We start from the raw sequence: 20,402 nt of genomic DNA on the forward strand, positions 1-20,402 counted from the left end.
GGAGTGGTTAACCGCTGTTTAATATAACAGACAGCCGATGAACTACTTTAAGTGGTGTATCGGACGCTATATTCGCGTCAAGTGGGCCGTGTAGAATCCATCGGCACCGTGGGAAACCAGCCACGTCTTACGCAGTCCGGATTTCCAGTCGGGGTGATCGTGAAGAAAACCGTCCACGACCTGATCGTTTTCCGCTTGCAGCATCGAACAGGTCGCATAGGCCAGCGTCCCATCTTGGGTGACCAACGGTGCAACTCCGCGAAGGATACTCGCCTGAATACGCGTCAACTCGTCCAGCCGTGCAGGTGTCAGCGCCCATTTCCCGGCGGGAGCGCGGCGCCAGGATCCGCTGCCAGAACAGGGCACATCCGTCAGCACAAGATCGAAGGGAGCGCACCCTGCCAGATCATCCGGCGACAGGATCGTAACATCGGCCCCTGCCCTGCGCGCGCGCTCGGGCAGGTCTTGCATGCGTTTCGGATTGGCATCATGCGCAAAGATGTCTGCCCCCCGTGTGCGCGCAGCCAATGCCAAAGCCTTGCCGCCGCCGCCCGCGCAATAGTCCAGGATCCGCATGCCCGGGCGCAGGTCCAGCGTGGCGATGACGGCTTGGCTTGCGGCGTCCTGCAGTTCGACAATCCCGCTTTTGTAGGCCGCACTTTGCGCGATCTTGCGCGCACCGTCCGTGACTTCCAACGCGGTGTCGCAGGCCGGATGGGGGTGGGCCTGAACTCCATCATCGGCAAGCTGTCGAATGGCGTCTGGCAGCTCCGACCGCAGCAGGTTGACACGCAGATGCACCGGCGCACGTGTTTGTAGAGCGGTCGCTGCGACCTCCGCCTCGTCCCCCAACGACGTTTGGAAAGCAGGCCAGAGCCATTCGGGGATATCAAGCCGCTCGGCATCTGTCTCGAACACCCGTCCCTGCTCGGTTTCGGCCAAAGGTGCGGGCGCATGACGTGCGCCGCTGAACAGGTCGGCCGGATCGCCGCCCTCGGCCCGGATTGCACCGATCATAAGGCCGCGCCCGGTGTCCGAGCCGCCGCGCGCCGCAAAGGACCGCTTGCACCGCAGCGCGCCGAACACATGGTCGCGGATCGCCGCGCGATCCTTCGAACCCGCAAACCGGCTGCGCCGCGCCCACCCGGTTAATGCTTTTTCGACAGGCGCTCCGGCGAGGATGTCATCGAGTATCTCGATTGCCGCCTGAACACGTGCTGCGGGGATCATCGCGACCTCCGATCTTGGCCGATCACATTATCCGATAGTTCGGGCTTTCACGGGTGATCTGGACGTCATGCACATGGCTTTCCTTCAGCCCCGCGCCGGTGATCTTGACGAAATTGCAGTTCTTGCGCATCTCATCAACGGTCGCGCAGCCGGTGTAACCCATCGCCGCGCGCAGACCGCCGACCAGTTGGTGCACCACCGCGCTGGCCGAGCCCTTATAGGGCACCTGCCCCTCGATCCCTTCGGGCACCAGCTTATCGTTGGCCGCGTCTTTCTGGAAATACCGATCCGCCGAGCCACGCGCCATCGCACCCAGACTGCCCATACCGCGATAGGATTTGAACGAGCGGCCTTGGTACAGAATGACCTCGCCCGGGCTTTCATCCGTGCCTGCGATCATCGAGCCGACCATAGCGCAGGAGGCCCCCGCTGCAATCGCCTTGGCGAAGTCGCCCGAGAACTTGATGCCGCCATCCGCGATCACCGGAATGTCACCCGCCGCCGCTGCACAATCCATGATCGCCGTCAGCTGAGGCACTCCGACCCCTGCCACCATCCGCGTGGTACAGATCGAGCCCGGCCCGATGCCCACCTTGATCGCATCGGCACCCGCATCAATCAGCGCCTTGGTTGCCTCGCCCGTGGCCACGTTCCCGGCGATGATCTGAACCTCGTTCGACAGCGTCTTGACCCGGCGGACCGCATCCAGCACCCCTTGCGAGTGGCCATGCGCGGTGTCGACGACGATGATATCGACGCCCGAATCCACAAGCTGCTCAGACCGTTCAAACCCGGCATCGCCCACCGAAGTTGCCGCCGCCACCCGCAGGCGACCCAGACGGTCCTTGCAGGCGGTTGGGTTCAGCACAGCCTGTTCGGTGTCTTTCAAAGTCAGCAGGCCGGTCAGCTTACCGCCGCCGTCAACGACCAGCAGTTTTTCGATGCGGCGGGCGCGCATAAGGCTTTTGGCCTCTTCCAAATCCGCAGGTTCCTGCAGCATCGCCAGATTGTCCGAGGTCATCATCGCGTGGATCGGCGTATCGTCCGAGGTGGCAAAGCGCATGTCGCGATTGGTCACGATGCCCACGACCCGGCCGTTTTCATCAACAACGGGAAAACCGGTGAAGTTGTACCGTTCCACGAGCGCCTGCGCATCGGCCAGCGTCTGATCGGCGCGCAAGGTCACGGGGTTATACACGATACCGGATTCAAAGCGCTTCACGCGGCGCACTTCGCGGGCCTGTTCCTCGACCGAAAGGTTCTTGTGCACCACGCCGATGCCCCCGGCCTGCGCCATAGCAATGGCCATGCGCGCCTCGGTCACCGTGTCCATCGCTGAACTCAGCAGAGGGATGTTCATGGTGATCTCACGCGTCACGCGTGTGGTCGTATCCGCGGTTGCCGGCAGCACAGAAGATGCGCCCGGAACAAGAAGAACGTCGTCGAAGGTGAGTGCCTCACGAATCTGCATCTGATAACCCCATGCAAAAGCCCGTTTGACGGTGACCCTATTACATGGATTTCACCCAAGGGAAAGCCCTGAACCAAGTTGTTTTTCCGTGTTGGGCTTTACCAGGCCCGAAAACGACGCAAGCTGTGCAAAACGTGCCGCTGAATGCCCTTTCCCTTTGCGCGCAAACGCATATCTTCCGCCGCATACGCGCGAATACAAAGGCAGGCCTGTCATGACCACCGACCCACTTGTCGTCTTCACCCCCTCCGGCAAACGCGGGCACTTCCCCGTCGGCACGCCGATTCTGACCGCTGCCCGTCAGTTGGGCGTCGATCTGGATTCGGTCTGCGGCGGGCGTGGGATTTGCTCGAAATGTCAGATCACGCCCAGCTATGGCGAGTTTCCGAAGCATGGCGTGACCGTATCCGAGGACGCGCTGAGCGAATGGAACGCGGTCGAGCAGCGCTATGACGACAAACGGGGGCTGAAACCGGGGCGGCGTCTGGGGTGTCAGGCGTCTGTTCAGGGCGATGTGGTCATCGATGTGCCGCCCGAAAGCCAGGTGCACCGGCAAGTCGTCCGCAAAGCCGCCGCTGCACGCGCGATCACTATGGACCCGGCAACCCGGCTGTATTTCGTGGTGGTGGAAGAACCCGACATGCATTCCCCCACCGGCGATCTGGAACGGCTGGAACGTGCCCTGCGCGAACAGTGGAAGATCGAGGCCGTCACCGCCGACCTGTCGCTGATGTCCAAGCTGCAGCCTGTTCTGCGTAAGGGTAAGTGGGAGGTCACTGTGGCCGTCCACAAAGGCCACAAGGACGAGGTCGCGCGGGTCGTGGAAATCTGGCCCGGCTTGCACGAGCAAGGACTTTATGGGCTTGCCATCGACCTCGGATCGACGACAATTGCGGCGCACCTGACTGATCTGGAAACCGGCGAGGTCAAGGCATCTTCGGGCCTGATGAACCCGCAGATCCGGTTCGGCGAAGACCTGATGAGCCGTGTGTCCTATGCCATGATGAACCCCGGCGGTGATCAGGAAATGACCAAAGCGGTGCGCGAGGCGATCAACGACCTGACCACCTCCATCGCCGACGAGGCCGGGATTGATGCAGCCCTGATCGTGGAAACGGTGTTCGTCTGCAACCCGGTCATGCACCACCTGCTGCTGGGTCTGGACCCGGTGGAACTGGGTCAGGCGCCCTTCGCGCTGGCCACATCAGAAAGCATGTCCCTGCCCGCGCGCGAGATGGATCTGACCACCATGAACCCCCGTGCGCAAGTTTACATCCTGCCCTGTATCGCAGGCCATGTGGGTGCTGACTGTGCCGCTGTTGCGCTGTCCGAAGAACCCGGCAAATCCGCAGACCTCGTGCTGATCGTCGATGTGGGGACCAACGCGGAAATCCTGCTGGGCAATACCCAGCGGGTTCTGGCCTGCTCTTCGCCCACCGGTCCCGCCTTCGAGGGCGCGCAGATCAGTTCGGGCCAGCGCGCCGCGCCCGGCGCGATTGAGCGGATCGAAATTGATCCCGAGACCAAAGAACCCCGCTTCCGCATCATCGGGTCCGAGAAATGGTCCGATGAGGACGGTTTTGATCAGGACATCGCCACCACCGGAATCACCGGCATCTGCGGCTCGGGTATCATCGAAGCCGTGGCCGAGATGCGCATTGCCGGATTGCTGGATGAAAGCGGCCTGATCGGATCGGCTGAGCAAACCGGCACCCCACGCTGCGTGCCCGAAGGCCGCACCCATGCCTATCTGATCCACGACGCCAGCGGTGAGGGTGGCCCGCGCATCACCGTCACCCAAGGCGATATCCGCGCTATCCAACTGGCCAAATCCGCGCTCTATGCCGGTGCTCGCCTGCTGATGGATGAGATGGAAGTCGACCGAGTGGATCGCGTTGTGTTGGCAGGAGCTTTTGGAGCGCATATCTCGACCAAGCACGCGATGGTTCTTGGGATGATCCCTGACGCACCGCTGGACAAGGTCTCAAGCGCAGGCAACGCCGCAGGCACCGGCGCGCGGATTGCGCTGTGCAATATCCGCGCGCGAGCCGAGATCGAGCGGGTCGTGCGCGAGATCACCAAGGTCGAAACTGCCATCGAGCCCAAGTTTCAGGACCATTTCGTCGCCGCCAACGCGATCCCGCACAAGACAGACCCGTTCCCCGAGCTGGCGCAGGTCGTCACCCTGCCCTCACCCTCGTTCAACACCGGCGGAGGGGATGAGGAAAAATCTGGTCGCCGTCGCCGCCGGAGGTCATAGTCCCTCAGCAAGGGGGGCTGACGATGCAAACAACCAACTCAGATCAGGAGGAATTCTGGGGCAAGTCGGACATGGGCAAACGCTGGCTGACGTTTGAGGATCAGTTGGACGCCCTGTTCACGCCGGTGTTGGATTTGGTACTTGATCGCGTCGCGCTGAAGCCGGGCATGCATGTGCTTGATATCGGGTGCGGCACTGGTGCCAGCGCGCTGCGTGTCGCGCAAATGATCGGGCCTCAGGGCCGGGTTCGGGGCGCGGACATATCCGAGCAGTTTCTGCATCGGGCGCGTGACCGGGCAGCCCGATCCGATCTCAGCAACCTGACCTTCCAATATGCCGACGCGCAGGTCGCTGATCTGGGGACCGCCCGGTATGACGCGATGATCTCTCGCTTTGGTGTGATGTTCTTCTCGGACCCGGTGGCAGCGTTCGCCAATATGGCGCGCGCGCTGAAACCGGGCGGTCGCCTGACCTTTGCCGCCTGGGGTGGTCTGTCCGAAAACCCATGGTTCAAGACCCCGCACGTGGCCGCTGTCAAACGACTGGGCCAGCCCCCAAAGGTCGACCGCAACGCGCCCGGCCCGCTAGCCTTCCACGACCGCGACCGGGTGGCGGGCCTGATGGCAGATGCCGGATTGACCGAGATACACGTCGACGCGGTCCCGTTGACACTTGCAGGTCCGCAAACCACCCATGACGCGGCGCTCTTGTGCACGCGGGTCGGCCCTGCAGCGCGCGTTGTTGCGCATTTCGAGGGCACGCAGGATGACGTCGATGCCATCGTGGGCGCGGTGGCAGATGAATTTGCGCTATATCAGACGCCCGACGGTGTCCGGGTTCCTGCGGTGATCAATCTGCTGCAGGCGCGTGTTGCCTCAATCTAGGGGATTTGGAGCGGGTAGCGGGAATCGAACCCGCGCGTTCAGCTTGGGAAGCTGACAGGCTACCATTACATCATACCCGCCGCGATTGCGTGGATACCCCGCCCCGCTGCGGGGTTCAAGGCGATAGCGACACAGGGTCAGTCGGTTCTTGCCCGCAGCGAGGCGATCAGGTCCCGGTCGTCCTCAAGCACTTCGCCCGCGGCGTCCAGCGTCTTGCGGTCCAGATGCTGAGGGCTGAGGTCCACCCCATCCGAAAACGCCCGAACGATCGCCGACATCGCGTCGATCCGGGCAAATTTCTTGTTGTTGGCGGGGACGACATGCCAGGGCGCGGCCGCGGTCGAGGTGCGGGCCAGCATCTCTTCGACCGCCAGTTCGGTCTCGGACCATTTCTCACGGTTTCTGAAATCCTCATAGGTCAGTTTCCAGCGTTTCAGAGGGTTACGCAGCCGTTCTGCAAATCGTTCCATCTGCGTCTCTGGAGATATGTGGAAATAGAGCTTCACGATCCGGGTGCCGTCATCGAACAGCATCCGTTCGAAATCGTTGATCTCCTGATACGCGGCCTGCCAGCGTTCTTTGGGCGTGATATGTTCAAGCCGTTCGACCAGCACGCGACCGTACCAGCTGCGGTCAAAGGCAGATATGGCCCCGGCAGGCGGCAGCCGTTCCCAAAACCGCAATAGATAGTGCCGGTTCAGATAGTAATTGCGCGGCGCGCCTATAGGCCAGACCTTGAAACTGCGCGGGTCGAGTGCCTGGCTGATACGCCGGATCGTGCCGCCCTTGCCCGCCGCGTCCCAGCCTTCGAAAACGATGACGCCCTTGTGGCCGTGGAACAGATAGGCCTGCTGGATCCGCGCCAGCTTTGCCTGCAGGTCGATCAGCCGATCCAGATACTCTTTCTTGCCCAGTCGCTTGGACAAGTCCACGTCTGAGAGTTTCGGCGGGTGATGAGCCATAGGGTGCACCTGTTCGTCTTTTCGCGATGCCGGCAGTCTTTCGGGGTGAGAGGCAAAAAGCCTTGATCCTGGTCAAAACGAAAAAGGCCGGGCGTCGGGCCCGGCCTTTTGGTTCAGCTGCGTCAGGATCACGCGCGGCGGCGGCGGCCTCCGCCACGACGACCACCTGCAGCCCCGGCCTCTCCGGCCTCGGAGGGTGGTTTGTTGAACTTGATCCACGCCCCGCCATGCGGGTCGTTGTTGGTCAGCAGGTTGGCGGCGCGGATCGCCTCCATTTCCTTGCCTGCACGCGGCAAGGTCGAGCCCAGACCGAACAGCTGGCAGAAGGTTTCGTCATCCATATCGGCCGGCAGAACGATGCCCTTGGCTTCGACCTCGGCCTTCTTCTCGGCCAGCTTCTTAGGGCCAACCGGCAGAGCAACCGGGTTCATGATCGCCGAGGTCATCCCCGCGCCCATCGCCATCGGCAGGAACGCGTTGTTGATGCCATGACGGTTGGGCAGACCGAACGAGATGTTCGATGCGCCACAGGTGGTGTTCACACCCAGTTCCTCGCGCAGGCGACGGACCAGAGCAAACACCTGATTGCCAGCGGTTGCCATCGCACCGATGGGCATCACCAGCGGATCAACCACGATGTCATGGGCGGGGATGCCAAAATCGGCTGCGCGCTCAACGATCTTCTTGGCCACGTCGAAACGGACATCGGGGTCTTCCGAGATGCCGGTATCATCGTTCGAGATCGCAACCACCGGAACATTGTATTTCTTGACCAGCGGCAGGACCAGCTCCAGACGATCCTCTTCGCCGGTGACCGAGTTCAGCAGCGGACGGCCTTCAGCCGCCTCAAGACCTGCCTCCAGCGCGCCGGGAACCGACGAGTCGATGCACAGAGGTACATCAACCAGACCCTGCACCAGCTCGACGATCTTGGTCATCAGCGGCGGCTCGGTCTCGTTCGGGTTGGGGTTCGAGTTGTAGACAACGCCCGCGTTGATATCCAGAACGGTGGCCCCGGCGGCGACCTGAGCGATGGCGTCTTTCTCGACGGTCGAGAAATCGCCTGCTTCCAGCTCGGCCGCCAGCTTCTTGCGGCCGGTGGGGTTGATCCGCTCACCGATCACGCAGAACGGTTCGTCAAAGCCCAGAATGGCAGTTTTTGTTTTTGATTCGACGACTGTACGGGTCATGTCCGGTCCTTAGGAGTTTGCAGGCTTTGCCGAAGCGCCGCCATTATTGATCGCCCAGTTGGCGTTGGTCTTGATACCGCCAAGCGGGAAGAAATGCACGTTGGTGATGTTGAAATCCGGGTTGGCCGCCTTGTGGTTGGCCAGTTCGGTGACAACGTCGGTCGGCTCATAGGGCAGCAGCAGCTTGGACACGTCCATCGCGCGTTTCTGCAGAACTTTGAGCGACGGACCAACGCCGCAGGCGATGGCGAATTTGATCAGCGTCTGCAGCTTGGCGGGGCCTGCGATGCCGATATGGATCGGCAGGTCGATGCCCGCTTCTTTCAGGCTGTCGGCCCAGGCGATGATCGGCTTGGCGTCGAATGCAAACTGCGTGGCCAGTGCCATTTCAGCATCGGTCGTTTCGCTGAACTTCTGCTTCCAGCGCAGCGCGTCGTCGACATTCTTGGTCGAACCGTCGGGATCGATGTCCTTATTGCCCTCGGGGTGGCCAGCGACATGCAGGCGCTTGAAGCCCGCCTTGTCGAACAGACCGCTTTCCAGCAACTGCATCGAGCTGTGGAAGTCGCCATGGGGCTTTTCAACACCACCGGCCAGCAGCAGCGCCTGCTCGACGCCCGCTTCGCCCTGATACATCGAAATCCAGTTCTCAAGCGTGGCGGCATCCTTGATGATCCGCGCCGGGAAGTGCGGCATGACCGGATAGCCTTCGGCAGCGATGCGCTTGGCAGTCTTGACCATATCCTCAATGGGCGTGCCCTCGATATGGGCGATGTAGACGCGGGTGCCTTCGGGCAGCAGCGCGCGGAAATCTTCGACCTTTTCGGCGGTGCGCGGCATCACCTCGATCGAATAGCCCTGCAGGAAGGCTTCGACAGTCGGGTTCACCGGGGCCTTTTCGGCCGCATCACGTTTCTTGAAGTTCAGCAAAGCCATCGTGGCCTCCCATAAAGCTTTCGGGCTCATGCCCAACCGTCATTTGCGATCAGCGCTTTCACGCGGTCCTGATCGTATTCCGTTTCCAGACGCACGGCCTCGGCCTCGGCAATCTCGGACGGGTCGCCGTCGACTGCGAAAGGTTCAGCCTTGCGCCATTCGGCCAGATAGGCATCGCTGTCCTTGGCGTTCACCTTCATGGCCGCGCGGTCGATCGCTTGCTCGAACCGTTCTTCCAGCTGCCGCTTAGCACCACGACGGCCCTTGCCGACGATGACTTGGGCGGGAATGTCGCGCCAGTATACGATGGTGACGTCAGGCATCGCCTATGATTCCTCCTAACCAGATGGACCGGTTCTAAACGCGTATATGGGCGCGGGTCGGTCGAATTTCGACATACGGCGCATTCACAGCGACGTTTTTGCCCACGATGGGATACCGGGTTTGTACCTGACAATTTCGTGTGACCGCATATCAAAATACTCATGACTTTAATGAGCGTCTTGCGTGATCGAACCGCCCGACCTATGGTCGGGGTAACTCGAAAATCGGAGGGCGTGACGAATGGCGCCCAAGCGTCCCAAAGGTGCGGGCGCGTTCCCGAAAGCGGTCGAAAGCCCCGCGCCGGCAAGACCCGATCCGGATGCATTATATGCGGCACTGGATCTGGGGACAAATAGCTGCCGCATGTTGATCGCCCAGCCCAAGGGCAGTGGGTTTCACGTGGTCGACAGCTTCTCCAAATCGGTACAGTTGGGTGCCGGTCTGGAACGTACCGGACGGCTGTCGCGGGCGTCTATGTCGCGCACCGTTCAGGCGCTGCGAATCTGTCAGCAAAAACTGAAACGCAACAGGGTCAGGCGGATGCGCCTGATCGCGACCGAGGCCTGCCGTCGCGCCAAGAACTCGCGCGATTTCATCCGGCAGGTCAAACGCGAGACCGGTCTGACGCTTGAGATCATCCAGCCCGAGGAAGAAGCGCGTCTGGCCGTCATCTCCTGCGCGCCTCTGGTATCCACCAAGACCGAACAGTTGCTCGTGGTCGATATCGGCGGCGGCTCGACCGAGCTGGTGTGGATCGACATCTCATCCGTCCCGCGCCGCGACCGTCCGGCGGCAATCATGCGGCTGCATAATGGGTTCCACACAGCTGACAGCCCGTTTCCGGCTGCAAAAGTGGTGGATTGGATCAGCGTACCGCTGGGCGTCGCCACTTTGCGCGATCAGTTCCATGACGTCGAAGACGACGCGGCGCGCTTCGCCTTGATGAGCTGGTTTTTTGAGGAAAACCTCGCAGATTTTGCCCCGTACAAGGATGAGCAAACCCGCGAAGGGTTCCAGATCGTCGGCACCAGCGGCACGGTCACCACCGTCGCGGCCTCGCATTTGGGGCTGAAGCGCTATGACCGGACAAAAGTCGACGGGTTGCGCATGACCAGCGATCAGATTGACAAGGTGATACGCGGTTATCTGGAACTCGGCCCACAGGGTCGGCGCCGTGATCCGCGGATCGGGGATGATCGGCAGGCCTTGATCATGTCCGGCTCAGCCATTTTGCAGGCTTTGCTGCGCTGCTGGCCCACTGACCGCCTGTCGGTGGCAGACCGGGGCCTGCGCGAGGGTCTGCTTTATGCGCAAATGAGCGCGGATGGCGTATTGGAAGACGGACCGTTCTGACCGCCCCCGGCATGCCATTTTCAACCATAGCCATCGCCTATCGCCCGTCCACGGCGGCAACCACGATCTGCGCGTTAGAGGCAGCCAGCTTTGACGTCTTTTGCCCCGGGTTCACCATTGCGAACAACGTACCGCATTTCGCACTTGCCATCGGTGGGATCGCCATCGCCGTTCCCAGCAATCATGCCGAGGATGCCCTGACCTTGCTTCACAGCTTTGCGTCATCCGATGCGAAATCAGAGCCGCGCCTGACGAAAGCCATGAATGGCATCGGCTGGCTGGCCTTTGGTATTTCTTCCCCATGGCCCGATCTGCTATTGAGAGATTTGCCGATATCATCCGCTTGATACCCGCAAAGCGAACCGATAGACGCCTCGCAGTCGTCAGGAGACCACTTTCATGGCCAAAAAACCGAGCGGAAAAAACTCATCGGGTCGCGGGCAGCGTGACCTGAAGGTCAAGGTCAAGACCGCGCGCGGGCGCAAGCTCAGCTCGACCCGGTGGCTTGAGCGGCAGCTGAACGACCCCTATGTCAAACGTGCGAATGCCGAAGGCTATCGCGGTCGCGCGGCCTTCAAGATACTCGAACTGGACGACAAGTTCCGGTTTCTGGTACCGGGCGCGCGCGTGGTTGATCTGGGCTGTGCCCCGGGTGGCTGGCTGCAGGTCGCGGTTCAGCGGGTTAACGCGCTCGGCGAGAAAAGCGGCAAACGGATCGGAACCGTTCTGGGCATCGACCTGCAAGAGGTCGAGCCCGTTGCAGGTTCCACCGCCCATGTGCTCGACTTCATGGAGGACGACGCCGACCAGAAGGTCAAAGATTGGCTGGGCGGCAAGGCGGATGTGGTCATGTCGGACATGGCTGCGGCGTCATCGGGGCACAAGCAGACCGACCATTTGCGGATCATGGCACTGTGTGAAACGGCCGCCTATTTTGCCTTCGATGTGCTCGAGGAGGGCGGCACCTTTGTTGCCAAGGTTCTGGCCGGTGGGGCCGAAGGTGACCTGCAAAAACTGCTGAAACAGAAGTTCAACAAGGTGGCCAACGTCAAACCGCCCGCATCCCGGTCGGACAGCTCTGAGAAGTTCGTGGTCGCCACCGGCTTCCGGGGCTGAGCGTCAGTCGAGGTCGATCCGCCCCTGCGCCAACCGCTGTTCGCGCAGCGATGCTTTGGCAATGCCTTGCAGCAACAACGCCTCTCCGTGATTGATATCCATCGGCTTGCGCGCGCGCAGTTCTTCAATCCGCTGGTCCAGCGTGGCCTTACGGGCCGTGTTTAACGGCGGAGCAGATGTTGCTGAACGCTCTGACATGGCGGACCCTTCGTTTGCGTGTGTGCAAAAGGCCTATCGCGGGATTTGGACCGGAACGTGGCGCAAATCAGCCGGTTCGGTGCCGGGCAGCTGCCGTCATTACGGGCGTTCGGCGTTTTGCAGGTCGATCAGCGCCCCGTTATATTCCGCGCCAAGGATCAGCATGGCCGAGCAGAGATACAGGAAAATCAACGCCGCCATGGCCCCTGCAAGCCCTGCATAGGTGGCGCTATAGGTGGCGAACTGGGCGATATAGACCGAAAATCCCCATCCTCCGGCAGCCCACAGGGCCAGAGTCAGCACCACGCCGGGCAGGATCTGCAACAGGCTGTGCCGCCGCGTCGGCAGGATCAGATGCGCCAGCAGAACTGTCCCTGCCGGAACCGCCACGGTGAAGGTCCAGCGCAGCCGGTCGACCGACAGCCAATCCGCCACATCAACCGCCGTCTTTTCGGACACCAGACGGGTATAGACAGGCAGCACAAGCTCGAACGCGGCGATGGCCAGAATGGCGGCCCCGCCGATGATAACCAGCGCAAAGCACAGCAGCCGGGTCTTCCAGAACGGCCAGACATCCTTATCGTGATAGGCCTGCGTCATGGCTTTGCGCACCGCGGCCACGCCGTTCGAGGCGAAATAGATGGCCAGCAGACCGCCCAGCGTGATCACGCCGGACCCCGCACCGGCCAGAACGGCGCGCAATTCGGACACGATCGGATCGGCGACATCCTTGGGCCAAGCGCCGAAGATCAGCTCTATCAGTTCATCAGTGACATAGCCCTGTGACAGCGCCCCAGCCAGGGCCACGGTGAATAGGACAAAGGGAAACAACGCCATCATCAACGACATGGCGACATGGCTGCTCATGACAAAGCCGTTCTTGTCATTGAACCGCCGCAGCGCAAGCCAAAGGCCCCGGAACATCTGGCCAGACGAGGGAATCGCAACGCGTGACATGGGTTGAGCCTAACCTGCCTTACCCCGCCGCAGAACCGTCAATCGGACAAATACCACCAATTCCGCCGCATAAGCACCTGTGTGGATTGCATAAACCCGCAAGCCTGTGCAGGATTGCGAGGCAAGCCCATCCGGGCGATCCGTCCAAGGGCCCGCGCATGAACCCAGATCAGGATAACAGCCAAACCCGGCCCCGCCTGCAGCTTAGCGTGCTGCGGGATGTGGTGATCGTTGCGACTCTGGTGGTGCTTGGACTTTATGCGGGGTCCAAGTTTCTGGTGCCGCTGACCATGGCGCTGTTGATAAATGTCCTGATCATCGCACTCAGCGACCGGGTTATCGCCGTGACCCGCGCACCGATCTGGCTGGCAAATATCGCCGGGGTGACCGTCGTTCTGGCGGGCTTGTTCATGATCATGTATATTCTTGGCAGTCAGGCCACGCAGTTTGCCCGCTCGATCAACACCTATGAAAGCCAGTTCGACGGCGCGGTGAATCGCATCACAGGGCTGGTGGGCAACGACGTGACGACCTTTATCCGCGACAATCTGGTCAGCATCGATATGTCCTATGTCGCCCGCGTTCTGCTGGGCAGCGCGACCTCTTTGCTGAATCAGTTCTTTCTGATCAGCCTCTATGTCGCGTTCCTGATGGCCGAACGTCTGGCCTTTCGCCGCAAAATCCAGCTTGCGGCGGGCAATCCGAAGCTGGGGGCCGATCTGGCCACGGTTCTGGATGCGATCTCGTACAGCCTGCAGCGCTATGTGGGCGTCAAGACATTCATCAGCCTGATCACGGCCTCGATCAGCTATGCGGTTTTCAAGGTCCTGGGGCTGGAATATGCCGAAACGTGGGCTGTTCTGACTTTCGCGCTGAACTTCATCCCGTCAATCGGGTCGATCATCGCCGTTATCTTCCCCGCCATGATCGCTCTGGTCCAGTTCGACAGTATCGGCCCGTTTCTGATCATCGTGCTGGGCTGCGGCACGCTTCAGTTCCTGATCGGCAATTTTCTGGACCCCGCGATGCTGGGACGTTCGCTGAATATGTCAACCTTTCTGGTCATCCTTGCGCTGACCTTCTGGACAACCGTCTGGGGCCTGATCGGCGCGTTTCTGAGCGTTCCGCTGACCGTCTGCATCCTGATCATCTTCAGCCATATTCCAGCCCTGCGCCCGGTTGCTATCCTGATGTCACTGGACGGGCGATTGGACGAGGACAGCGGTTGACGGCGCTTGATATGGCCAAGCCCGCCCCTCTAGACTGAAAAAACAAGACCTGAACGGATGTTGACGCACCGATGTGGACATTGCTCGTTTCGCTTTTTCTGTTTGCGCTCTACTGCGTTGCGATCGTCTTTGCCGTGCGCGCGGCACAGACGGCCCGGACGCCTCAGGGGGCGGTCGGCTGGGTGGTGTTTCTGCTATCGGCCCCGATGTTTGGCGTGCCATCCTACCTGTTTCTGGGCCACCACCGCTTTCGCGGTTACCGCATTGCGCGGCAGGAAAGTGAGCGTGTGGTCGAAGGGATCAAGACCTTCGCAGATTTCTCGAAACCCGACGCTGAGACGATGCGGATCAATCCCCGCCCGTTCGAGGCACTGGCACATCTGCCCGTCTCGCGCGGCAACGGGGCCGAACTGCTGATCGACGGAGAGGCCACGTTCAAAGCCATTTTCGAGGCCATCGACGCGGCCCGCAGTTACATATTGATCCAGTTCTATATCGTCCGCGACGACGCGCTTGGCCAGGACCTGCGCGACAGGCTGATCGCGGCTGTCGGGCGGGGTGTGCATGTGCGGTTCATGACCGATGCGGTCGGCAGTTACGGCCTGCCGTCCAGCTATCTTGAAGCCTTACGCACAGCGGGCATCGACGTCGCCGATCCCCGCCAGCAGCGCGGCCCGAACTTCCGCTTTCAGCTCAACTATCGGAACCATCGCAAAACGGTGATCATCGATGGCGAGACCGGGTTCATTGGCGGCCACAATATCGGGGTCGAATATCTGGGCCAAAGCCCTCGCTTCGGGCGCTGGCGCGATACGCATATCAAGATGACCGGTCATGTGGTCCGGCAACTGCAGCTGATTTTCACCGAGGACTGGCATTGGGCTCGGGGCGAGGATCTGATCGACAAGCTCGACTGGGCCGGCAGCGAATCCGAACAGGACATGAATGCGCTGCTGGTGGCAACCGGCCCCGGGGATGAGACCGAAACCGGCGCGATGATGTTCTTCGCCGCCATCGCCGAGGCCCGGCATCGGCTGTGGATCGCCTCACCCTATTTTGTGCCGGACATCGACATCATGACGGCCCTGCAACACGCCGCCCTACGGGGGGTCGATGTGCGCATTCTGGTGCCCGACACGATCGATCACCGACTGCCCTGGCTGGCTGCTTTCGCCTATTTCGACGAAATCCGCAGCTGCGGCGCGCGGGTGTTTCGATACACCGATGGTTTCATGCATCAAAAGGCGTTCGTGGTGGATGACACGCTTGCCGCCGTCGGCACAACAAATCTGGACAACCGCTCATTCCGCCTGAATTTCGAGGCTATGGCCCTGTTCTTCGACCCCCGTGCCGCCGGGGCCGTCGGGGCGATGCTGGAAACCGACTTTGAGGCCAGCTATGAGCTGACCCGCAGCCTGCCTCAGCAGCCTATGCATATCCGATTTGGCGCGCCGCTGGCGCGGCTGTTCGCCCCGATCCTCTAGACCAAGAAGCGCTCCTGAAACACTCGGGTCATCAGCGCCACCAGAAACGCCGTTGAAAGGCCAAAAGCCAGCAGGCCGGTGACCGAGGCGAACGCTCCGAAAATGCGCAATCCCTCACCCAACACGATGTCGCCGTATCCAAGCGTCGTGAATGTCACCAACGAGAAATATAGCGCCGAGTTCCAATCAGGCAGGACGTCCCCCAGCACCCAAACGACGGCCCAGATCCAGACCTGCACCGTATGCGTCAGCACGATGAACAAGAGGGCCACGGTGATCGGGCCAGCGGTGGCCATGATGGTGCTGCGGGTTGGCCATCTGGCGGTCAGCCGTCTGATGGCAAGAACGCACCAGGTCAGCATGGCGATCTCGAACAGGAAGCAGATGCCCAGATAAAGGCTTCCCCATAGAATCTGCTGCGACAATGTCATGAAATCAGCCCTTTACTTCCATCCCTCATGCCGCGCCAGAATGGTCTGTTGCGCGGCGGCGGACAACCCCCGAGGGCGCGGGCCTGTGCTGCGGCGAATGGAACCGGACCGTGCAAGGCGCTGGACACCGCCGCGCAGCGCTGCACATTGTCTCGGAACCCCACGAGACGGCGCATGTTGCTAACAGTTGATCATCTGCGGAAATCCTACCCGGGCGGGCGGCCCGTGCTGAACGACGTGTCGCTGACGCTGGCGCAACAAGAGACGCTGGCGCTGACCGGCGAAAGCGGCAGCGGCAAAAGCACGCTGCTGCATCTGGTGGCTGCCCTGGACGGTTTCGACGGCGGCGAAATTACGTTTGACGGGCAGCCCCTTTCGCCGCTGGATGACGCCGGGCGCGCCGCGCTGCGCCGGACCAGCCTGTCGCTGGTGTTTCAGCAGTTCAACCTGATCCCCTCGCTGACCGTTGCGCAGAACCTGTCCCTCCATGCCCGCCTTGCCGGACGCGACGACCCCGATTGGACCGCAGAACTGACCCGGCGGTTGGGGCTGGATGATCTGGTCGAGCGCTACCCCGAAAGCCTGTCGGGCGGGCAGCAACAGCGCGTCGCCATCGGGCGCGCCATGGCGACGCGGCCGAAACTTCTGCTGGCGGATGAGCCGACGGGCAATCTGGATGAAACCGCCAGCGCCGTGGTGCTGGACCTGATGCTGGGGCTGGTGGCGGATACCGGGGCCTCGCTGCTGCTGGTCACGCATTCACAAGACATCGCCGCGCGGCTTGACCGGCGCGCGCATCTGTCCGGTGGCCGAATCACATGACTGGCCCGGCGATGCAGGCCCTGCTGTCGCATTGGCGCGCGCATCCGCTGCAACTGGCAACGCTGCTGACGGGCATCGCCCTTGCGACCTGCCTGTGGTCCGCTGTTCAGGCCATCAACGCCGAAGCCCGCGCCAGCTATGACAGGGCCAGCGCACAACTTGCCCTCGGGCAATTTGATGAGCTGCACAAGCCCGGCGATTTCATCCCGGTCGAGCAATATGCCGCCCTCAGACGAGCAGGCTGGCAGGTCGCCGCGGTACTGGAAGGATCGCTGCGCGTCGGCGACCGCCGGGTGCGCCTGATGGGGGTGGACATGCTGACCTACCCCGCCTTGCCCGCCGTCACCGAGGCCGAGGAAGGCGCCGCGCCGCCCGATCCCGCCGAAGTGCTCGGCGCGCCGGGGCGATTGCTGATGGCACCGGACCTTGCCCCTTTGTTCCAATCCGCAGACGGCCTTCCGCCGATCATCGCAAGCACTGCCTTGCCGCCTGACCTGGTGCTGACCGATATCGGTGTGGCCGAGCGCCTGCTCAACCGGCCCGGCCAGATCTCGCGCCTTGTTATCCTGCCCAATCAGCCCCGCGCACGGCTGCCCCTGTCTGATGTTGCGCCGGGGCTCCAGCGCACCAGCCCGGCCTCGCGGTTGGACGCTGCGCAACTGACGGACAGTTTTCATCTGAACCTTTCGGCCTTTGGGCTGCTGTCTTTTGCCGTGGGCCTCTTTATCGTGAACGGCACGGTCGGGCTGGCCTTCGCGCAAAGGCGCGGCACGATCCGGACCCTGCGCGCGCTGGGCCTGCCGATGCGGCGGCTGGTACGGATCATTCTGGCCGAATTGCTTCTGCTCGCGCTGCTGGGTGGCGCGCTGGGGCTTGTCCTCGGCTTCTTTCTTGCCGGAGCGTTGCTGCCGGACGTCGCAGCCACCCTGCGCGGTCTATATGGCGCGCCGGTCGACGGGCAGATGTCACTCCGCCCCGGTTGGGTGATAACCGGCCTCGCCATGGCGACCGGAGGAACCCTGATCGCCAGCGCGCAAGCATTGTGGCGGCTGTCACGGCTGCCCCTACTGGCAGGTCCGGGCCTGCAGGCCTGGGGCGGCGGCAAGACCTCGGCCCGGATCACGGGGGCACTTGGATTGGTCCTGATTATCGGCGGCGTGGCGGTGTTTCTGGCAACTGGCGGTTTGCTCGCTGGTTTCACCCTGCTGGCCGGGCTGCTGACCGGGGTGGCATTGCTGCTGCCGCTGCTGCTGTCGACCACGTTGGATTTCTTCCGGCGAAAGGCGGGCTCACCGATCGGTCAATGGGTCTGGGCGGATATGCGAGGCCAGTTGCCGGGCCTGTCCCTGGCGCTGATGGCGCTGTTGCTGGCGCTGGCCGCCAATATCGGCGTGGGGACCATGGTGTCGAGCTTTCGCCTGACCTTCACCGGCTGGCTCGACCAGCGCCTGACCTCGGAACTCTATGTCACGGCCGAAGACGAAACGCAGGCTGCCGAGATCACCACCTGGCTGTCCCCGCAGGTCACGGCCATCCTGCCCATTCGCAGCGTCGAGCTGACCCACAGCACCCGCCCGCTGTTTCTGTACGGCATTGTGGACGATGAAACCTATCGCCAGCACTGGCCCTTGATCGCCAGAACACCGGATGTCTGGGACCGCATCCACCAAGGCGATGCCGTTCTGATCAACGAGCAACTGGCCCGTCGGGCCGACCTCTGGCCGGGTGACACGCTGGCGCTGACCCCCGACCATCAACTGACCATCGCAGGTGTCTATTCGGACTATGGCAACCCCACAGGGCAAGCCATTATCGCCATGCCGCTGTTCGTCGACATAGCCCCCGGAGCCGAAGCGCGTCGGTTCGGCATCCGCCTTGCTCCGGATCGCGCCGCCGATCTTGCGCAATCGCTGCGGGACCAGTTCGACCTGCGACACGGCGCGGTCGTCCTGCAGACAGCGATGAAGGCGCAATCCCTCAGCGTCTTCGAGAAAACCTTCGTCGTCACCTCAGCGCTGAACCTGCTGACGCTTGGGGTCGCCGGTTTTGCGATCCTTACCAGCCTGCTGACGCTCTGGACCCAACGCCTGCCGCAGGTCGCGCCGGTTTGGGCGCTTGGCCTCACGCGTGCGCAACTGGCCCGGCTCGAGCTTTTGCGCAGCGTTCTGCTGGCCGCTCTGACCGCCTGTCTGGCGCTGCCGCTTGGGCTGGTGCTGGCCTGGGTGCTGCTGAGTGTGATCAACGTTCAGGCCTTTGGTTGGCAATTGCCGATGCATCTCTTTCCCGGCCAATGGGCTGTGCTGTTCGTGCTGACCCTGCTGGCCGCTGCCGTGGCCGCGGCCCTGCCCGCATGGCGCCTGCTGCGCCTGCCGCCTGCGGCATTGCTGAGAGTGTTTGCCAATGAACGTTAGGGTCCTGATCCTGTTTCTGCTGCTTCCGATCGCAGGTTGGGCGCAAGGTTATGCCGGTCTGGGCAGCAGCGCCGACGGCTTTGACCGACCCGAGCGGGGATATACCTTCCAGTTCCCAAGGGATCATGGCCCGCACCCGACCTACCGAATAGAATGGTGGTACCTCACCGCCAATCTCAAGGGGTCGGACGGGCGCGACTATGGCATACAATGGACGCTGTTCCGATCCGCCCTGAAGCCCTCTGAACGGGACGGCTGGCAAAGCCCGCAAATTTGGATGGGCCACGCAGCGCTCACAACCCCCGACACCCATTTCTTCGCCGAGCGCCTCTCTCGCGGCGGCATCGGTCAGGCCGGGGTTCAGGCGCAACCGTTCGAGGCTTGGATCGACGAATGGCACATGCGGGGCGACATCGCCGATACGCTCAGCCTGACCGCGAACGGCACCGATTTCGGCTATGCGCTATCGCTGCAAGCTCAGGGCCCGTTGGTATTTCACGGGGACAGCGGGTATTCGGTGAAATCCGCCGACGGGCAAGCCAGCTATTATTACTCGCAGCCCTTCTACACAATCGATGGAACCCTGCACCTGCCGGACGGTAACGTCGCTGTAACCGGCCAAGGCTGGCTGGACCGCGAATGGTCCTCGCAACCACTGGCAGAGGATCAGAGCGGCTGGGACTGGTTCTCGCTCAGCTTCGACAGCGGTGACAAGCTGATGGCCTTTCGTCTGCGCGGTGATCGTAGTGACTTCACTGCCGCCACGTGGATCGGGCCCGATGGTCGGACCGAAGCTTTGCCCGATGGCTCTGTCATTCTGACACCGCTCGAAACCGAGTATGTCGCCCAGCGGGACATCCCGGTCAAATGGCAAGTGAGATTGCCCCAGCGCGGCATTGATGTAGCGATCAACGCTCTGACACCAAAATCATGGATGGGAACAAGCTTCGAATACTGGGAAGGCCCGGTCACCATCTCGGGCAGCCACACAGGACGCGGCTATCTGGAAATGACCGGGTACTAAAGCTCAGCCCCTACCTGACGACATAGACCGACACTTGGGAGTGTCTGACCACGCGGGCGGCGTTTGGGCCCAGCAGATAGTCTTTGAGGTCTGGTTTATGGGCGCCGATGACGATGAGGT

The 20,402-nt window shown here is 62.0% G+C and carries 20 protein-coding genes and 1 tRNA gene; 10 read left to right on the top strand and 11 right to left on the bottom strand.

Going from position 1 to position 20,402, the window contains the following annotated elements:
* Nucleotides 1-66: 66 nt before the first annotated feature.
* A complete protein-coding gene (locus ACR1XV_RS04935) occupies nt 67-1,230 on the bottom strand; it encodes an RsmB/NOP family class I SAM-dependent RNA methyltransferase (RefSeq protein ID WP_480529239.1) in 1,164 nt (387 codons plus the stop codon).
* Nucleotides 1,231-1,252: 22 nt separating this feature from the next.
* The gene (gene guaB / locus ACR1XV_RS04940) at nt 1,253-2,701 is read right to left on the bottom strand and encodes an IMP dehydrogenase (protein ID WP_480529240.1); all 1,449 of its coding nucleotides are present in this window, start codon (nt 2,699-2,701) and stop codon (nt 1,253-1,255) included.
* A gap of 214 nt (nt 2,702-2,915) precedes the next feature.
* On the opposite strand from guaB, the gene ACR1XV_RS04945 reads away from it, so the two are divergent.
* Together ACR1XV_RS04945 and ACR1XV_RS04950 are read left to right on the top strand one after the other, a co-directional pair.
* Nucleotides 2,916-4,961: an ASKHA domain-containing protein gene (locus ACR1XV_RS04945; RefSeq protein ID WP_480529241.1), complete on the top strand. Its 2,046-nt coding sequence runs from the start codon at nt 2,916-2,918 to the stop codon at nt 4,959-4,961.
* A 23-nt stretch (nt 4,962-4,984) separates the two neighbouring features.
* Entirely contained in the window at nt 4,985-5,845 is an 861-nt protein-coding gene (locus ACR1XV_RS04950; protein WP_480529242.1) for a class I SAM-dependent methyltransferase, read from the top strand.
* A 6-nt stretch (nt 5,846-5,851) separates the two neighbouring features.
* On the opposite strand, the gene ACR1XV_RS04955 is transcribed toward ACR1XV_RS04950, so the two are convergent.
* The 5 genes from ACR1XV_RS04955 to ACR1XV_RS04975 form a co-directional block, all read right to left on the bottom strand.
* Nucleotides 5,852-5,925 (bottom strand) — tRNA-Gly (locus ACR1XV_RS04955).
* A gap of 57 nt (nt 5,926-5,982) precedes the next feature.
* Nucleotides 5,983-6,807, bottom strand: coding sequence for a polyphosphate kinase 2 family protein (locus ACR1XV_RS04960; protein WP_480529243.1), 825 nt, complete (start codon nt 6,805-6,807; stop codon nt 5,983-5,985).
* 128 nt (nt 6,808-6,935) lie between these two features.
* Nucleotides 6,936-7,997, bottom strand: coding sequence for a methyltetrahydrofolate cobalamin methyltransferase (locus ACR1XV_RS04965; protein ID WP_480529245.1), 1,062 nt, complete (start codon nt 7,995-7,997; stop codon nt 6,936-6,938).
* Nucleotides 7,998-8,006: 9 nt separating this feature from the next.
* Nucleotides 8,007-8,933, bottom strand: a complete 927-nt coding sequence (locus ACR1XV_RS04970) for a methylenetetrahydrofolate reductase (protein ID WP_480529246.1) — start codon at nt 8,931-8,933, stop codon at nt 8,007-8,009.
* Between the two features lie 26 nt (nt 8,934-8,959).
* Nucleotides 8,960-9,256 (bottom strand): virulence factor, encoded by a 297-nt coding sequence (locus ACR1XV_RS04975; protein WP_480529247.1) that lies wholly within the window; start codon nt 9,254-9,256, stop codon nt 8,960-8,962.
* 241 nt (nt 9,257-9,497) lie between these two features.
* On the opposite strand from ACR1XV_RS04975, the gene ACR1XV_RS04980 reads away from it, so the two are divergent.
* Genes ACR1XV_RS04980 through ACR1XV_RS04990 form a run of 3 tightly spaced genes read left to right on the top strand, consistent with a single transcriptional unit; the run spans nt 9,498 to nt 11,726 of the window.
* Nucleotides 9,498-10,610: a Ppx/GppA phosphatase family protein gene (locus tag ACR1XV_RS04980; protein ID WP_480529249.1), complete on the top strand. Its 1,113-nt coding sequence runs from the start codon at nt 9,498-9,500 to the stop codon at nt 10,608-10,610.
* A gap of 11 nt (nt 10,611-10,621) precedes the next feature.
* Nucleotides 10,622-10,957: a hypothetical protein gene (locus ACR1XV_RS04985; protein WP_480529250.1), complete on the top strand. Its 336-nt coding sequence runs from the start codon at nt 10,622-10,624 to the stop codon at nt 10,955-10,957.
* Between the two features lie 52 nt (nt 10,958-11,009).
* Nucleotides 11,010-11,726: an RlmE family RNA methyltransferase gene (locus ACR1XV_RS04990; protein WP_480529252.1), complete on the top strand. Its 717-nt coding sequence runs from the start codon at nt 11,010-11,012 to the stop codon at nt 11,724-11,726.
* Nucleotides 11,727-11,729: 3 nt separating this feature from the next.
* Here ACR1XV_RS04990 and ACR1XV_RS04995 read toward each other — a convergent pair whose 3' ends face one another.
* Nucleotides 11,730-11,924 carry a hypothetical protein gene (locus tag ACR1XV_RS04995; RefSeq protein ID WP_480529254.1) on the bottom strand — a complete coding sequence of 65 codons (195 nt, stop codon included), beginning with the start codon at nt 11,922-11,924 and terminating at the stop codon, nt 11,730-11,732.
* A gap of 99 nt (nt 11,925-12,023) precedes the next feature.
* Nucleotides 12,024-12,881 carry a YihY/virulence factor BrkB family protein gene (locus ACR1XV_RS05000; RefSeq protein WP_480529255.1) on the bottom strand — a complete coding sequence of 286 codons (858 nt, stop codon included), beginning with the start codon at nt 12,879-12,881 and terminating at the stop codon, nt 12,024-12,026.
* A gap of 158 nt (nt 12,882-13,039) precedes the next feature.
* Here ACR1XV_RS05000 and ACR1XV_RS05005 point away from each other — a divergent pair, with 158 nt between their 5' ends.
* Both ACR1XV_RS05005 and cls read left to right on the top strand, forming a co-directional pair.
* Complete coding sequence (locus ACR1XV_RS05005; RefSeq protein ID WP_480529256.1) at nt 13,040-14,110, top strand: AI-2E family transporter; 1,071 nt, start codon at nt 13,040-13,042, stop codon at nt 14,108-14,110.
* Between the two features lie 71 nt (nt 14,111-14,181).
* Nucleotides 14,182-15,594: a cardiolipin synthase gene (cls, locus tag ACR1XV_RS05010; RefSeq protein ID WP_480529257.1), complete on the top strand. Its 1,413-nt coding sequence runs from the start codon at nt 14,182-14,184 to the stop codon at nt 15,592-15,594.
* Here cls and ACR1XV_RS05015 read toward each other — a convergent pair.
* On the bottom strand, nt 15,591-16,025 hold the full coding sequence (locus ACR1XV_RS05015; protein ID WP_480529258.1) for an ion channel: 435 nt from the start codon (nt 16,023-16,025) through the stop codon (nt 15,591-15,593). The genes cls and ACR1XV_RS05015 overlap by 4 nt on opposite strands.
* A 174-nt stretch (nt 16,026-16,199) precedes the next feature.
* Between ACR1XV_RS05015 and ACR1XV_RS05020 the strand changes: the two genes are divergently transcribed.
* The 3 genes from ACR1XV_RS05020 to ACR1XV_RS05030 are packed head-to-tail and all read left to right on the top strand — an operon-like array spanning nt 16,200 to nt 20,282.
* Nucleotides 16,200-16,847, top strand: a complete 648-nt coding sequence (locus ACR1XV_RS05020) for an ABC transporter ATP-binding protein (protein WP_480529259.1) — start codon at nt 16,200-16,202, stop codon at nt 16,845-16,847.
* Nucleotides 16,844-19,258 carry an FtsX-like permease family protein gene (locus ACR1XV_RS05025; RefSeq protein ID WP_480529261.1) on the top strand — a complete coding sequence of 805 codons (2,415 nt, stop codon included), beginning with the start codon at nt 16,844-16,846 and terminating at the stop codon, nt 19,256-19,258. The genes ACR1XV_RS05020 and ACR1XV_RS05025 overlap by 4 nt, the downstream gene beginning before the upstream one ends.
* The gene (locus ACR1XV_RS05030) at nt 19,248-20,282 is read left to right on the top strand and encodes a lipocalin-like domain-containing protein (protein WP_480529262.1); all 1,035 of its coding nucleotides are present in this window, start codon (nt 19,248-19,250) and stop codon (nt 20,280-20,282) included. Before ACR1XV_RS05025 ends, ACR1XV_RS05030 begins: the two co-directional genes overlap by 11 nt.
* Before the next feature lie 10 nt (nt 20,283-20,292).
* Here the strand turns inward: ACR1XV_RS05030 and ACR1XV_RS05035 are convergent.
* Nucleotides 20,293-20,402: universal stress protein (locus tag ACR1XV_RS05035; RefSeq protein ID WP_480529297.1), on the bottom strand; the 110-nt coding region annotated here is incomplete at its 5' end.

The organism is Ruegeria sp. AD2(2025) (assembly GCF_056542385.1).

Coding starts and splice junctions, on each gene's coding strand:
- ACR1XV_RS05030 (WP_480529262.1), top strand. CDS start 19,248: ATGAACGTTAGGGTCCTGATCCTGTTTCTGCTGCTTCCGATCGCAGGT.
- ACR1XV_RS04985 (WP_480529250.1), top strand. CDS start 10,622: ATGCCATTTTCAACCATAGCCATCGCCTATCGCCCGTCCACGGCGGCA.
- ACR1XV_RS04945 (WP_480529241.1), top strand. CDS start 2,916: ATGACCACCGACCCACTTGTCGTCTTCACCCCCTCCGGCAAACGCGGG.
- ACR1XV_RS04965 (WP_480529245.1), bottom strand. CDS start 7,997: ATGACCCGTACAGTCGTCGAATCAAAAACAAAAACTGCCATTCTGGGC.
- ACR1XV_RS05000 (WP_480529255.1), bottom strand. CDS start 12,881: ATGTCACGCGTTGCGATTCCCTCGTCTGGCCAGATGTTCCGGGGCCTT.
- ACR1XV_RS04990 (WP_480529252.1), top strand. CDS start 11,010: ATGGCCAAAAAACCGAGCGGAAAAAACTCATCGGGTCGCGGGCAGCGT.
- ACR1XV_RS05005 (WP_480529256.1), top strand. CDS start 13,040: ATGAACCCAGATCAGGATAACAGCCAAACCCGGCCCCGCCTGCAGCTT.
- ACR1XV_RS04950 (WP_480529242.1), top strand. CDS start 4,985: ATGCAAACAACCAACTCAGATCAGGAGGAATTCTGGGGCAAGTCGGAC.
- ACR1XV_RS05015 (WP_480529258.1), bottom strand. CDS start 16,025: ATGACATTGTCGCAGCAGATTCTATGGGGAAGCCTTTATCTGGGCATC.
- ACR1XV_RS05025 (WP_480529261.1), top strand. CDS start 16,844: ATGACTGGCCCGGCGATGCAGGCCCTGCTGTCGCATTGGCGCGCGCAT.
- ACR1XV_RS04960 (WP_480529243.1), bottom strand. CDS start 6,807: ATGGCTCATCACCCGCCGAAACTCTCAGACGTGGACTTGTCCAAGCGA.
- ACR1XV_RS05020 (WP_480529259.1), top strand. CDS start 16,200: ATGTTGCTAACAGTTGATCATCTGCGGAAATCCTACCCGGGCGGGCGG.
- guaB (WP_480529240.1), bottom strand. CDS start 2,701: ATGCAGATTCGTGAGGCACTCACCTTCGACGACGTTCTTCTTGTTCCG.
- ACR1XV_RS04970 (WP_480529246.1), bottom strand. CDS start 8,933: ATGGCTTTGCTGAACTTCAAGAAACGTGATGCGGCCGAAAAGGCCCCG.
- ACR1XV_RS04935 (WP_480529239.1), bottom strand. CDS start 1,230: ATGATCCCCGCAGCACGTGTTCAGGCGGCAATCGAGATACTCGATGAC.
- cls (WP_480529257.1), top strand. CDS start 14,182: ATGTGGACATTGCTCGTTTCGCTTTTTCTGTTTGCGCTCTACTGCGTT.
- ACR1XV_RS04980 (WP_480529249.1), top strand. CDS start 9,498: ATGGCGCCCAAGCGTCCCAAAGGTGCGGGCGCGTTCCCGAAAGCGGTC.
- ACR1XV_RS04975 (WP_480529247.1), bottom strand. CDS start 9,256: ATGCCTGACGTCACCATCGTATACTGGCGCGACATTCCCGCCCAAGTC.
- ACR1XV_RS04995 (WP_480529254.1), bottom strand. CDS start 11,924: ATGTCAGAGCGTTCAGCAACATCTGCTCCGCCGTTAAACACGGCCCGT.